The organism is Xenorhabdus miraniensis (assembly GCF_002632615.1).
Genome location: NZ_NITZ01000002.1, coordinates 246,211 through 260,357, shown reverse-complemented (window position 1 = coordinate 260,357; position 14,147 = coordinate 246,211). Strand labels below are relative to the sequence as shown.

Below are 14,147 nucleotides of genomic sequence, written 5' to 3'. Positions count from 1 at the left end.
TATTTAAAGATCTCTTTATTGGATCTTTTATTAGGATCGCGATCATCTGTGGATAAGTGGATTTTCCATATAAAGATCATGATGCTGTAAAGGATCATTTGCTGTGAATGATCCGTGATCCAAGTCAGTATAAGCTGGGATCTAAATGCGGAGTTATTCACAGCCACTTGATTGAAACTCGATTATCAAATGGATAACTACGGGTTAACCCCTGCTTTTCAGATGAGTTATCCACAGTTGATCGTTATATTTTTAATCGGATCAGAGTAACTTTGACCACTCTTTAACCCATTCTTCGGCTGGATCTTCAGGAATTTCATGTTGCAGAATGTCTATTTCCAGTCGATCCCCGATCCGTTTTGCTCCGTGATCCTCTAATAAGCGTTCAAGTGATCTTATAGCACCACAGAATGTGTCATATTCAGAACTGCCAATTCCGACAGCGCCGAATGTTATATTGCTTAGATCAGGCTGTTGTAGAGTGATCGTATCTGCCAGAGGTTGGAGATTTTCAGGTAAGTCCCCCGCTCCATGTGTTGAAGTAACGACAAGCCACAGGCCTTCAAGAGGAAGATCATCCAATGAAGGACCATGAAGCATCTCTGTTGAAAACCCGTTATTTTCTAAGATCTCAGCCATATGTTCGGCAACGTATTCGGCGCTACCCATTGTACTGCCGCTAATTAAGGTTATCGTGCTCATCATGATCCTTGCTAAATTAAAGAGCAACTATTGTACGCTGTGAGTCTATTGGGATCTACCTGTGGATAATGTGGTTAAGCACTTTTCTGGTTTAAGGTTTTATTGTCCTTGTAATCGGGTTTTGCAAAGAGATCAAAGTTTCTGTTGACTGGATTTCATCAATCGTTTGGATCTTGTTGATAAGTACGTCCTGAAGGGCTTCGATAGATCGGCACATGACCTTAATGAAAATGCTGTAATGGCCTGTGGTGTAATAAACCTCAACAACTTCATCGAGCATATCGAGTTTTTTCAATGCTGCGGGATAATCTTTGGCGCTTTTTAATATAATGCCAATGAAGCAGCACACATCGAACCCCAGTTGCTTGGCACTGATATCAACCCGAGTACCTGTGATAATCCCAGATTGTTTCATTTTTTCTACGCGAACATGGATAGTTCCCGGGCTAACTGCGAATTTTTTTGCTAATTCTGCATAAGGCGTACGTGCGTTTTCCATTAAAGCGTGAAGTATGTCACGGTCTAAATTATCGATCTGATAAATTTCTGCCATTTTTAACCCCCATTTTTAAATGATATTCATTTTTTTAGTGTAAAAATTATCGTTTATTAATCTTATACAATATTTTTATTATCAGATATTGAATTTGTACCTCATTTTGTTGCTTAATCTATATCAACAGGACACAGGGCCACTAAAAAATTTTGAGAACAGCATCATGAAAACATCCTTCATTGAAAAACAGCAGCAGATTAGTTTTGTGAAATCATACTTTTCCCGTCTGCTAGAGAAACAACTTGGTTTAATCGAAGTTCAGGGGCCTATCCTGAGCCGCCTTGGTGACGGTACTCAGGACAACCTGTCCGGCCATGAAAAAGCCGTGCAAGTGAAAGTGAAAACTTTGCCAGATGCAACGTTTGAAGTGGTTCATTCTCTGGCGAAGTGGAAACGCAAAACACTAGGTCGCTTTGGTTTTCAAGCTGAACAAGGGTTATATACCCATATGAAGGCTCTGCGTCCTGATGAAGATCGCTTGACCCCTATCCATTCTGTTTTTGTTGATCAGTGGGATTGGGAGAAAACGATGGGTGAAGGTCAGCGTTCACTAGACTATTTAAAACAGACAGTAGGTAAAATCTACGAAGCAATAAAAGAAACACAACAAGCTGTAAGTAAGGAATTTGGTCTGGCACCGTTCCTGCCAGATCAAATTCACTTTATCCACAGCGAGGAGCTTCTGAAACGTTACCCTGATCTGGATGCTAAAGGTCGTGAGCGTGAGGCCGCTAAAGAGTTTGGTGCAATTTTCCTGATGGGCATTGGTGGCAAGCTGTCTGATGATCAAGCGCATGATGTCCGCGCACCGGATTACGACGATTGGACAACACTGAACAGTGATGGTTTCTTCGGCCTGAACGGTGACATTATTGTCTGGAACCCGGTTTTGCAGGATGCTTTTGAAATTTCTTCAATGGGTATTCGTGTTGATGCGGAAGCGCTGCAACGTCAGCTTGCTCTGACCAGTGATGAAGATCGCTTACAGTTGGACTGGCATCAGGCCCTGATCAAAGGTGATATGCCGCAATCCATTGGTGGTGGCATTGGTCAATCTCGTTTGGTCATGCTGCTGCTGCAAATGGCGCATATTGGTCAGGTTCAGTGTGGGGTTTGGTCACCAGAAATTATCGAATCTGTTGAAGGTGTGCTCTAAAATTTAATTTTGCCATCTTCGCCGTAAACGGCTTGTGATCCCGGTGTCAAAACGCCAGATATGATCAAATATCCGCATGATACCGGGTTTTCCATAGTGGGAAAGGGAGACCGCATGGAAGCGGTGCTGTTGATGCTGTTGCAGATTTTTTATCTGATGGATTAGAGTGTCTGACAAACGTTGGGCAATGAAATCTGAAATGACAACAGTATCAGCATCTTTCCAGATATTCTCTTTCATTTTTTCAACGGTTGCATTCAGGCAGGATGCCAGATCAGTTCCCCCTTTGAACGTTTGTCCCAGAAAATGTACTGCTTGAGTGAGTCCATCCAGTGATGTCAAATCATAGTGAACGAGTTCCGTAGAGAATAATATGATATGGCAGTAACGGTTATCTGCCAGTGCGATACGCATTAACGCCAGACAAAATGCTTTAGCGCACTGTTCATTAAATCCCCCCATTGAACCTGAGGTATCCACGCAAACAATAAAGGGTCCTCGTGGTTGGGCTTCATTATGATGATGAGTAACGGATTTTAGCGCAGTTCTTTGCTGCCAGTTATCTCCTTGCAAGCGATAAGACAGCAGTTTTTTTTCCACCAGCCGTCGATAAAATTCATATTCCAGCTCTTTAATACCCAGCATGGCCATCTCAGCAGGTAACAACCTTAAGATGTCATCACTTTGTCGAATCCCGCTGACCTGCTCTGGCACGGTATCCGGCATTCTTTCAATTTGGGTGAATGGTTCAAGAACATGGCTTTCTTCGGGAATGGGTTTCGCAGTTTGGCTACGGCCAAGCAATTGCGCCAGTTTTTCTAGCTCAGGTTGTTGCCTGAGAAAGTCAGCGTAGAGGGTGAATAGCTGTATATTGTTTGAGTTCAGATGTAGCTGGCTTTTACTCATATCCCATAATCGGCTTGCGGCGCGATCATTGTGATCAAATATCGGATCGAGATTACCGCTGAGAGTTAATTGTTTCTGGATCTCTGCCAGTAACTGTTCTTTTTCTTGTTCTAATAATGCCTTGTTAAATGTTGTTACTTGCAGGATTAGGCTGATTCGCCATCGTTGAAGAAACAGAATTTGCTCTGAGTGGGTGTGTTCAAATAATGCCTTGAACAGTGAGTCGGCCTCATTGGCAAAAGGGGATGAAAGTTGTTGGAGTTTCTCTATGATTTCAGGTAGCCGTTGGTAAAATTCTGTCGTGTTGGCTGTCTGTAAATGTTGGTATAACTGAAATTCTTCAGCCAGTGGGGCTGGAATAAGAGTTTCTTTTATTCTTTGATGCAAGGTTTGCTTCCATGCAGGAAGATCTTTCAGCAATGTATGTTTAAGTCTTGGAAACTTACCAAAGAAAATAGCCAATTGGGGAGTACCCAACAGTGTCAAAATGATCTCTTCGATCAGCTCACCTTCATTGATGGAAAGCAAGAGATCGAGTGTGGCCAGTGTTAACATGTCACTATCCCATTTTTGATCTCAACTGTTGCTGTTTTTCGGTTAATTGAAGAAAACTTTGCTCAATGCTGACAAGCCAATGTTCTTCTATAAATAAACAGGGCTGATGCTGATTAAATAAATTATGTTGCTGTTGAATTTCGTCATTAATGGATATCAGTTTTTCATGCCATTCGTTATTAGTTTTTTCTGTTGTTACCGATTTTTTTCCAGATAGGCAAAGAACGGCGCTATTACGGCTAATATCCAGCACGGTAAGCTGGTTCTTTTCATTGATTTCTGCCGTGATGGTTTGCGGAAAACCAATACCATTTAAGCAGGCAGAGAGTTCTCCTGTATTATTTTTTAAGACATTTTCCAGAGACGTTTTATCTACTTCGATGAAATTGACTTCAAGATCATGCCTGTTTAATGAAGGATGTAAAAACAGAGTCAGCTTTTCATCTGCAATATCTTCGGGCAGTGAATAAAGGGTTTTGCGACCAAACAGAGAGGATTTGGTGACTAATTGTAGGGGATGAAGGTCATTTTTGTCTTGGTTGAATTGTACCCATTGCTGGTATAACTTCTCCATTTTTTGCATAAGGGAACGTTGCAGATAAGCCTGTTCTGTCAATAAGGTATATAAGAATTGGGATAAAAGTTTTAAGGTGTTTAAATCGTGCCATAGGCAATCCTTTAATAGCACTATATCTAACGGAGATATCTCACTTCTCCCACAGAAAAAAGCACTGGCTTGCAATAAACGGATGGATTTTTTCCAGCGACGATCTGAGACGTCAGGTGTATTCCCGGTAGCGTTTATTTGTTGGCGTAGTTGATAAATCAGATCGAAGATATGATCCGGCAGAGATATATGGTTGATCTTGTCTTGCCATTGATGAAACTCGTCATCAGTGATTTGAATATGGGCGGGCACGGGATTGGCATTTTCATTATTCCGGTCAGTCAGCAATGCCCGAAAATTTTTCTTTTCCTGAATCTTATCCAGCCAAATCCGGATCAACATACGATCATAAAGTGCTTCCAAACCGCTATCTGTATCGGGAAGTTCATTGGATGCCGTAACCAGTAAACGCATTGGCAGTTGCTCTTCTTGAGTACCATTTCTGAATTTCTTTTCATTGATGGCAGTCAGTAGTGTATTCAGAATAGCTGGCCCTGCTTTCCAGATTTCATCCAAAAAAACAATCTCAGATTCAGGCAAATAGCCTTCGGTGAGGCGTTGGTAACGTCCTTCGTCTTTGAGGGCTTGAATGGAAAGAGGGCCAAAGATTTCTTCTGGAGTGGAAAAACGGGTCATCAGGTATTCAAAAGCGCGTGCATTTTGAAATGCAAACTTGAGCCGACGGGCGATCAGGCTCTTAGCTATGCCGGGGGGACCAAGGAGAAAAACGCTCTCTCCACATAAAGCGGACAGCAAACAAAGGCGAATGGCTTGTCGTCTTTCGTATAAGCCACTTTCCAGATACTGGCATAACTGAGATATTTTCTCGACCAATTGCATATTATTGACACCATGGCTGGATAGTTACCTTCCTTTATTTATAGGTAAAATTCAATCTATGCAAAGATTTTGAGAGTGATTTATTGAATTTCAGTAGTGCGTTTAAAAAAAACGATTCAGCTTAATTTATTCAATAAGTTGGATTTTTTTATCTATTTGCTTGTTCTCTAAATGTTTCTATGGTGATCACATTTTCTTATTAATCATGTTGTCTTTGATATTTAGCTTTATATTATGGCTCCTTAGCGAAACGTTTCGCTAAGGAGTTAATAAAAAATAAAAATGATGTTTTATTACATTCTGATATTTCAGCTATTATTTCTCGTTTAGGGCATACGGATTAGATCACTATCAGTGATGTGGGATTACCTATCCCGTCGTTTATCCAGCGAATTGATTTAGCGCTAACCTAGGGAATCCCCGATCTATTATCTGTTTTTGATGTTATTAAAGAAGTACAAGTTGAAGTAGCCATTTTGGCCGCTGAAATTATTGAACATAATCCTCAAATACATGAGCAAATCATTAAGCATATTTCTGATCTTGAAACACAGCAGGGAAACGCAATTGCGGTAAAGTATGTCAGTCATAGCATTCTGAAAGAGAAAACAGAGGAAGAGCAAAGCGATTATCCGTACAGGAGAATGTTCTCCTTATACCAATATCCTCCTTTGCTCTGGTGTAACTTTCTGAGGTTATTATGATGGAGCCATTACTGGAGTTAAAGGGGATTGATAAGGCTTTCCCTGGGGTAAAAGCATTGTCTGGAGCCGCACTGCGTGTTTATCCCGGGAAAGTGATGGCGTTAGTCGGCGAGAACGGTGCCGGTAAATCCACAATGATGAAAGTCTTGACCGGTATCTATACAAAAGATGTTGGCACTATTCGTTATCTTGGCAAAGATGTGCTTTTTTCTGGCCCCAAATACTCTCAGAAAGCAGGGATTAGTATTATTCATCAAGAATTAAACCTTATTCCCCAGTTGACGGTCGCTGAAAATATTTTTTTGGGACGTGAATTCGTCAATAAATTGGGCATAATTAATTGGAAAAAAATGTATGCAGAAGCTGATAATTTGCTGAAGCGTTTAAATATTCGCTATAGCAGCTATCGGCTTGTTTCTGAATTATCCATTGGTGAGCAGCAAATGGTAGAAATTGCCAAAGCGCTGAGTTTCCAATCTAAAGTCATCATTATGGATGAACCGACAGATGCCTTGACTGATACCGAAACTGAATCTTTATTCTGTGTCATACGGGAACTGAAAGCGCAAGGGTGTGGCATTGTCTATATTTCCCATCGTTTAAAAGAGCTTTTTGAAATTTGTGATGATGTGACGATATTACGCGATGGGCAGTTTATTGGTGAGCACCCCATTAATGCTCTGGATGAGGAGCGATTGATCGAAATGATGGTGGGACGCAAGCTTGGTGAGCAGTATCCCCGTCTGGTTTTACCGCTTGGTAAAAAGTGGTTGGAGATTAGAAATCTGTCTGGCTCTGGGATCAAAAATGTCAGTTTTTCTCTGTATAGAGGGGAGATTTTGGGAATATCTGGCTTGATGGGCGCAGGTCGTACTGAATTGATGAAGGTTATATACGGGGCATTGCCAAAAACTGAAGGCCAGATCTTGCTGGATGGAAAACCTCTGACTATCCGGAATCCACAAGAAGGTCTGGCTAATGGTATTGTCTATATTTCAGAAGATCGTAAACGTGATGGATTAGTCTTAAGTATGTCGGTTAAAGAGAATATGTCCCTCACCTTTCTGCATTATTTCAGTAAAAATTTCTATCGATTGCATCATTTGGCAGAACAAAAAGCAGTTGCTGATTTCATCAAGTTATTCAATATCAAAACCCCTTCCATGGAACAATCTATTAGTTTGCTTTCTGGTGGTAATCAACAAAAAGAGGCAATTGCCCGTGGGTTGATGACTTGTCCAAAAGTCTTAATCCTTGATGAGCCAACCAGAGGCGTAGATGTAGGGGCGAAGAAAGAGATCTATCAACTTATCAATCAGTTCAAAAAAGAAGGTTTGAGCATTATCTTGGTTTCTTCTGAGATGCTGGAAGTGATGGGAATGAGTGACCGCATTTTAGTGATGCACGAAGGTGGAATAAGTGGAGAATTCAGTGTGGATGATGTTTCTCAGGAAATGCTGATGGCTGCTGCGGTTGGTAAACAATACGGTGCAGCTTAAAAATTAAGGATAATGGATATGAATTTTAATACGGCGCTAACTTCCAAGCGTTGGTTTACCAAAACATGGTTTTTGGAACAAAAATCACTTATTGCGTTATTAACTCTGATTGTGGTTGTTTCTTTCCTTAGCCCCAACTTTTTCACATTGAATAACCTCCTTAACATCCTTCAACAAACATCTGTTAATGCCATTATGGCTGTGGGAATGACATTGGTTATCTTGACTTCGGGGATTGATTTATCTGTTGGTTCTCTGTTGGCGTTGACAGGATCAATAGCGGCATCAATGGTAAGTAGTGATGTTAATGCATTGGTGGCTGTTGCCTATGCCTTAGCATTGGGGGCGGCTATTGGTGCGTGTACTGGCGTGATTGTTGCAAAAGGTAAGGTTCAGGCATTTATCGCAACATTAGTGATGATGTTATTGTTACGTGGAGTGACTCGGGTTTATACCGATGGGAGTCCTATCAATACAGGTTTCAGTGATAATGCTGATCTGTTTGGGTGGTTCGGTATTGGGCGTCTTCTGGGAATACCAACACCAGTGTGGATTATGTTGCTGGTTTTTGCTGCGGCTTGGTTTGTCCTTCATCACACTCGTCTTGGTCGTTACATTTACGCATTAGGCGGAAATGAATCTGCAACACGTTTATCGGGTATCAATGTTGATAAAATAAAAATAATCGTTTATTCCCTATGTGGTCTATTGGCAGCATTGGCAAGCATCATTGAAGTTGCCCGATTATCTTCTGCCCAACCGATGGCAGGAAGTGGTTATGAACTGGATGCCATTGCAGCGGTTGTATTAGGTGGAACCAGTCTGGCTGGAGGTAAAGGGCGGATTGTTGGGACGTTGATAGGTGCGCTGATTTTAGGCTTTCTGAATAATGGATTGAATTTATTAGGTATTTCTTCCAACTATCAAATGATCGTCAAGGCAGTTGTGATTTTACTGGCGATCTTGATTGATAACAAAACAAAAGTAGATAACTAATCTCACCCAATAGGAAAAACACCATGAAAATGAAGAAGCTGGCAACTATTCTCTCCGTCATGGCATTGAGTGCCACTATGAGTGCTAATGCACTGGCGAAAGATAGCATTGCATTGGTTATCTCAACCTTGAATAACCCCTTCTTTGTCACAATGAAAGATAGCGCACAAAAAGAAGCTGATAAACTCGGATATAACCTGATTGTGCTTGATTCTCAGGATAACCCGGCAAAAGAGTTGGCCAATGTACAGGATTTGACAGTTAGTGGCATAAAATTGATGTTAATTAACCCAACTGACTCGGATGCCGTTGGTAATGCGGTGATCATGGCAAATAAGGCGAATATTCCTGTTATTACTCTTGACCGATTAGCAAATAAGGGCAATGTGATCAGCTATATTGCTTCCGACAGCCGTTTAGGTGCAAAAATGGCTGCTGATTTTATCGCTGAAAAATTAGGTAGTAATGTCAAAGTCATTCAACTGGAAGGTATTCCAGGAACTTCAGGTGCGCGTGAACGTGGTGAAGGTTTTGGTCAGGCAGCTCAAAAGCACAAATTCAATATGTTGGCCAGCCAGCCCGCTGACTATGATCGCACAAAGGGGATGAATGTCATGCAGAACCTTCTGACAGCTCATCCATCAGTGCAAGCCGTTTTCGCTCAAAATGATGAAATGGCTCTTGGTGCATTACGAGCGTTGCAGACAGCTGGTAAAGAAGATGTGTTGGTTGTCGGATTCGATGGCACTGACGATGCCCTTAAGGCAGTACAGAATGGTAAATTGGGGGCAACGATCGCACAGCGTCCAGATCAAATTGGTATCATTGGTGTTCAGACCGCGGACAAAGTGTTAAAAGATGAAAAAGTTGACGCCACCATTCCGGTTGAACTGGAATTAGTTGTTAAGAAATAATCAACATTATTCATGCAGGAATAAATGTAATGAGCATGGCAAAACTTGTGGTGATGGGTAGCATCAATGCAGATCACATATTGAATCTCGAATCTTTTCCTCAACCAGGGGAAACAGTGAAAGGAGAACAGTATCAGGTTGCATTCGGAGGCAAAGGCGCAAATCAGGCAGTTGCGGCTGGTCGTTGTGGTGCTGATATTACATTTATTGCTTGCGTTGGTCAGGATGATATTGGAGAACACATTTGCCAACAATTGGTGAAGGATAATGTCAAAACCTCGTCAATTGAAGTTATTGAGGGAGAAACAACAGGCGTTGCCCTAATTTTTGTCAACCAGCAGGGTGAAAACGTTATTGGCATTAACGCAGGGGCAAATGGGGCGTTAACTCCAGATTATTTCCTTCGCTATGAACAGGCGGTCAAAGAGGCAGATGCGTTACTGTTGCAACTCGAAACACCACTGGAAACAGTACAACTAGCCATTGAAACGGCCAAAAATCACCACACTAAAGTAATCCTAAATCCTGCTCCTGCACAGAAAATATCAGCTCAGTTGCTTTCGCTGGTGGATATTATCACACCTAATGAAACCGAAGCGGAATGCTTGACTGGCATTGCCGTAAAAGATGAGGTGGGAGCGAGGAAAGCGGCCCAAGCTTTACATGATAAAGGTATAGAAACAGTCATTATCACATTGGGTAGCCGAGGTGCATGGTTAAGTGAGAAAGGTAAGGAAGGTAGAGTCGTTCCCGGATTTAAAGTGAAAGCGATCAATACGATTGCTGCGGGGGATACATTTAATGGCGCCTTGGTAACAGGATTGCTGGAAGGAAAAGAGATGTTGTCGGCGATCCGCTTTGCTCATGCTGCGGCTGCGATTGCAGTGACACGTCAGGGGGCGCAGCCTGCGGTTCCGTGGCGACATGAAATTGAGGCATTTCTATCTGAACAGGATTAACCATGGCTACCATGAAGGATGTTGCCCGTCTGGCAGGTGTATCAACATCAACTGTTTCTCATGTGATTAATGACAATCGTTATGTTAGTGAGAATGTGAAAAAAAGAGTTAATGCGGCTATTGAAGAGCTGAACTATGTTCCATCCGCATTGGCAAGAAGCCTGAAAATCAAGCAAACAAAAACCATCGGGATGCTGGTTACTGCCAGTGATAACTCATTTTATTCTGAAATTGTCAGGGGAGTTGAACGGAACTGTTATGAACGGGGATACAGCTTAATCCTGTGTAATACCGAAGGTAACGTTACACGTATGCTACACAGTATGGAAACACTACTGCAAAAACGCGTTGATGGCCTTTTAATTATGAGTTCTGAACATAAATTACTACCTAAAGACTTTCTATTGCGATATCCGCTAGTGCCAATAGTGACATTGGATTGGTCTCCTTTTGATGCTTCTAGTGATGTTATTAAAGATAATTCTCTGTTTGGAGGAGAATTAGCCACAACTTATCTGATTAATCGGGGGTTTCGCAAAATTGCCTGTATCGCAGGCTTACAGAATACATCTCTTGCCCGTCAGCGTTTGGCTGGATATCGAAAAGCAATGAGAGATGCTCGGCTTGAGATACCAGATGGTTATGAAATCCACAGTGATTATGAATTTGCAGGGGGATTGTTATCAATGAAAAAACTCCTCCAATTACCTGAAATTCCCGAAGCAGTTTTTGCGGCAAATGATGCTATGGCGATTGGTGTTTATCAGGCCTTATATCAGGCGGGTCTTTCAGTACCGGATGATATTTCTATTATCGGATATGATGATATTGCAATAGCACCTTATCTTATCCCTCCGTTGACGACTATCCATCAGCCAAAAGATGAATTGGGTAAGCTGGCGATTGATAGCTTACTGTATCGAATGGATAACCCGGAAAGCGAGCCCAAGGAACTGGTTCTGATGCCAAAATTGATCGAGCGTAGTTCCGTTTCCAGCCGTTAATCGCTCTATTTCTTAAGTAAGTTATTACCGTCTTCTTTATTCAGTAACAGGAATACAGCAGAAGAAATCAGGGTAATAATGCCCATTGTAATCAAGGTATAGTGGAAATGGCTCACCGTTGAGCCATACTCCATTGACTCATAAAACCGAAGCACTGCCGCACTGATGGTTACTCCAAAACTGATGGATAACTGTTGAGTGACCGCTAGCAGACTATTACCAGCACTTGCATTGTTATCATTCAGACCACCAAGAGTAATCGTATTCATTGCTGTGAATTGTGTAGACATCGCCATTCCCAATATAAATAGAGGGATTATCAAAAATGCGATAGAGATTTCCGGTGTCTGTAGAGAAAACTGTGAAATCATCACACCAATAATAATCGTGGCCCAGATAAGCGTACTTCGATATCCAAATTTAGTCAGTATCTTGGTAACAAATGATTTAGCGAAGATAGAACCAATAGCATTCGGGGCCATAATGATTCCGGCAATCACCGCTGAGTACCCAAACCCGACTTGTAGCATTAACGGAATGATAAATGAGAGCGAACCTGTACTTAAACGAGTCACAATATTGCTGGCGATACCGATTGAAAATGTGTGTGTCTGAAACAATCGGAGGTCGATAAGGGGATCTGGATGTCTTTTGGCGTGAAAAATGTACCCTAATAGCATAATCATACCGCTAGCTAACAATGCTACAGGAATATAGCCAGCGAATGAATTGTTACCAAACAAATCAAAACTGACTGAAATCATCACCAATCCCATACTAAATAATATGAATCCCAGAAAATCGAAAGGACATTTTGGCATGGTCAAATTAGGCATGTGCTTGATGGCATAGATAATGCCTAACAAACCGATGGGTATATTAATGATGAAAATCCAATGCCATGTGGCATAAGTGACTAACAGGCCACCGAACATTGGGCCTAAAATCGGCCCCAGTAACCCTGGCATGGTAACAAAACTCAAAATAGATAATAGTTCACTGCGTGGATATGTTCGCAATAATGCCAGACGTGCAACAGGCATCATCATGGCTCCACCTATCCCTTGAATCACCCGGGAAATGACTAATAAAGAGAGATTGTGGGACAAAGCACAAGCGAGTGAACCTAATGAAAAGAAAGAAACGGCATAAATGAACACTCGTTGAGTGCCAAATCTATCAGCCAGCCAACCGCTGACGGGTATCAACATCGCCACAGTTAAAGTATAACTAACAACGGCAGGTTGCATTGCTAGTGGAGAATGATTGAGGCTCTTAGCAATTGCCGGTAGTGCGGTGTTAAGAATTGTGGCATCCAAAGACTGCATAAAAAAAGCCATGGCTGCAACCCAAGGCAAGCCCGACATATTGCGTGCGGATTTAACCATCAGAGATCCCGTTTTATTCTGTAGTGATCGGTAATTAGTCAATACAAGATATTTTAATACATTAAACTATTCGCTGGTTATTAGTAACCTGTGGCATTCCGCTAAAGCTAATTGGCTATCGCCGTGGATAATTGCATCAACAATCGCTTTATGTGCTTCTAGGCGGAAGGATTTGCCTGAAATGATTTTTTCAAGGTAGTGTTGGTACACGGGTTGCAACAAATTAACAAAAGAGCCAAGAAATGGATTGCCGCAAGACTGATAAATGATGTGATGCAGTTGTTGATCCGCCTTTATCCATTTTTCACGATCAAATTGCTTAGCCAATAAGTACATCTCCTTGATTAAGGAGGACATGATTTGTTTTTGGATATGGGATGCGTTGATGGCGGCATAAAAGCAGGCTTGTGGTTCTATAATCAGACGCAATTGTTGGAAATGTGTCATGACCTCATTAATATTAGAGGGAGTTAGCCACCACCTTAATAAATCTTGATCAAGAAAGTTCCAGTGGCTGGCAGGCATAATGTGTGTACCGATTCTGGGCCGAGATAACAACATTCCTTTAGCGATTAAAATCTTTATTGCTTCCCGTACAGCCGTTCGGCTGACATCAAAGAGTTTGGTCAATTCCATTTCGCCAGGCAGAAGACTTCCAGCGGTATACACACCAGAAAGAATTTGCTGGCCTATTTGTTCAGCCAAAAGATAGGACAGATTCTTTTTTTCCGTATTTTTCTGTTTTTTTAACTGCATAGATGCCATCCCTCCCCTTTATTCAATTCGTTATCCTACTGCATATATTTAATAATTGTTGTCCATTTCACCAGTTTTAGGGCGAAAAAAGAACAAAAACGTCAAATTTGTTGAAAAAAAACACGAACGGAAAAAAAATGCAAAAAAACTATTGTCAGCGCCGTAAAACTCCCTATAATGCGCCACCACTGACCGACGCTGAGCTGAGACACGCCGCTGAGGGAAGTGAGAGAAAAGCGAAAATAAACGCTTGACTCCGGAGGCGAAAAGCGTAAGATACGCAGCCTCGCAACCCGGAAGAAGATTTCCGGTTGCCATGCTCTTTAACAAATTAATCAGACAATCTGTGTGGGCACTCGCAAGACACTATCCACGCCGGAAGGCGAAAAAGATACAAGTCTTGAAGAGTGACTGAACGGTTAATTCATTACGAACTAACCCAGTTGAATTCTTTGAGCATCAAACCTTTAATTGAAGAGTTTGATCATGGCTCAGATTGAACGCTGGCGGCAGGCCTAACACATGCAAGTCGAGCGGCAGCGGGA

12 protein-coding genes and 1 pseudogene are annotated in these 14,147 nt (G+C 41.8%); 7 read left to right on the top strand and 6 right to left on the bottom strand.

All coding sequences use genetic code 11. From position 1 onward, the window contains the following. Positions 1-261: 261 nt before the first annotated feature. Complete coding sequence (mioC, locus tag Xmir_RS03065; RefSeq protein ID WP_099112973.1) at positions 262-702, bottom strand: FMN-binding protein MioC; 441 nt, start codon at positions 700-702, stop codon at positions 262-264. A gap of 91 nt (positions 703-793) precedes the next feature. Next, positions 794-1,255: a transcriptional regulator AsnC gene (asnC, locus tag Xmir_RS03060; protein ID WP_047964586.1), complete on the bottom strand. Its 462-nt coding sequence runs from the start codon at positions 1,253-1,255 to the stop codon at positions 794-796. 166 nt (positions 1,256-1,421) lie between these two features. Between asnC and asnA the strand changes: the two genes are divergently transcribed. Next, on the top strand, positions 1,422-2,414 hold the full coding sequence (asnA, locus tag Xmir_RS03055) for an aspartate--ammonia ligase (protein WP_099112972.1): 993 nt from the start codon (positions 1,422-1,424) through the stop codon (positions 2,412-2,414). A 3-nt stretch (positions 2,415-2,417) separates the two neighbouring features. Here asnA and viaA read toward each other — a convergent pair whose 3' ends face one another. Beyond that, positions 2,418-3,875: an ATPase RavA stimulator ViaA gene (viaA, locus tag Xmir_RS03050; protein WP_099112971.1), complete on the bottom strand. Its 1,458-nt coding sequence runs from the start codon at positions 3,873-3,875 to the stop codon at positions 2,418-2,420. A gap of 4 nt (positions 3,876-3,879) precedes the next feature. Then, the gene (gene ravA / locus Xmir_RS03045; RefSeq protein WP_099112970.1) at positions 3,880-5,382 is read right to left on the bottom strand and encodes an ATPase RavA; all 1,503 of its coding nucleotides are present in this window, start codon (positions 5,380-5,382) and stop codon (positions 3,880-3,882) included. A gap of 344 nt (positions 5,383-5,726) precedes the next feature. Here ravA and rbsD point away from each other — a divergent pair. The 6 genes and pseudogenes from rbsD to rbsR all read left to right on the top strand — a co-directional run bounded on the left by rbsD (position 5,727) and on the right by rbsR (position 11,458). Next, positions 5,727-6,075: pseudogene (rbsD, locus tag Xmir_RS24480) on the top strand (D-ribose pyranase). A gap of 10 nt (positions 6,076-6,085) precedes the next feature. After that, positions 6,086-7,585: a ribose ABC transporter ATP-binding protein RbsA gene (gene rbsA, locus Xmir_RS03035; RefSeq protein ID WP_099112969.1), complete on the top strand. Its 1,500-nt coding sequence runs from the start codon at positions 6,086-6,088 to the stop codon at positions 7,583-7,585. Positions 7,586-7,603: 18 nt separating this feature from the next. Beyond that, entirely contained in the window at positions 7,604-8,581 is a 978-nt protein-coding gene (gene rbsC, locus Xmir_RS03030; RefSeq protein WP_099112968.1) for a ribose ABC transporter permease, read from the top strand. A 23-nt stretch (positions 8,582-8,604) separates the two neighbouring features. After that, a complete protein-coding gene (gene rbsB, locus Xmir_RS03025) occupies positions 8,605-9,495 on the top strand; it encodes a ribose ABC transporter substrate-binding protein RbsB (protein ID WP_099112967.1) in 891 nt (296 codons plus the stop codon). Between the two features lie 29 nt (positions 9,496-9,524). Then, positions 9,525-10,454 carry a ribokinase gene (rbsK, locus tag Xmir_RS03020; RefSeq protein ID WP_099112966.1) on the top strand — a complete coding sequence of 310 codons (930 nt, stop codon included), beginning with the start codon at positions 9,525-9,527 and terminating at the stop codon, positions 10,452-10,454. A gap of 2 nt (positions 10,455-10,456) precedes the next feature. Beyond that, entirely contained in the window at positions 10,457-11,458 is a 1,002-nt protein-coding gene (gene rbsR, locus Xmir_RS03015; RefSeq protein WP_099112965.1) for a ribose operon transcriptional repressor RbsR, read from the top strand. A gap of 5 nt (positions 11,459-11,463) precedes the next feature. Here the strand turns inward: rbsR and Xmir_RS03010 are convergent, their stop codons facing one another. Next, the gene (locus Xmir_RS03010; protein ID WP_099112964.1) at positions 11,464-12,846 is read right to left on the bottom strand and encodes a DHA2 family efflux MFS transporter permease subunit; all 1,383 of its coding nucleotides are present in this window, start codon (positions 12,844-12,846) and stop codon (positions 11,464-11,466) included. A gap of 66 nt (positions 12,847-12,912) precedes the next feature. Further along, positions 12,913-13,602 (bottom strand): FadR/GntR family transcriptional regulator, encoded by a 690-nt coding sequence (locus tag Xmir_RS03005; RefSeq protein ID WP_099113078.1) that lies wholly within the window; start codon positions 13,600-13,602, stop codon positions 12,913-12,915. Positions 13,603-14,147: the final 545 nt, after the last annotated feature.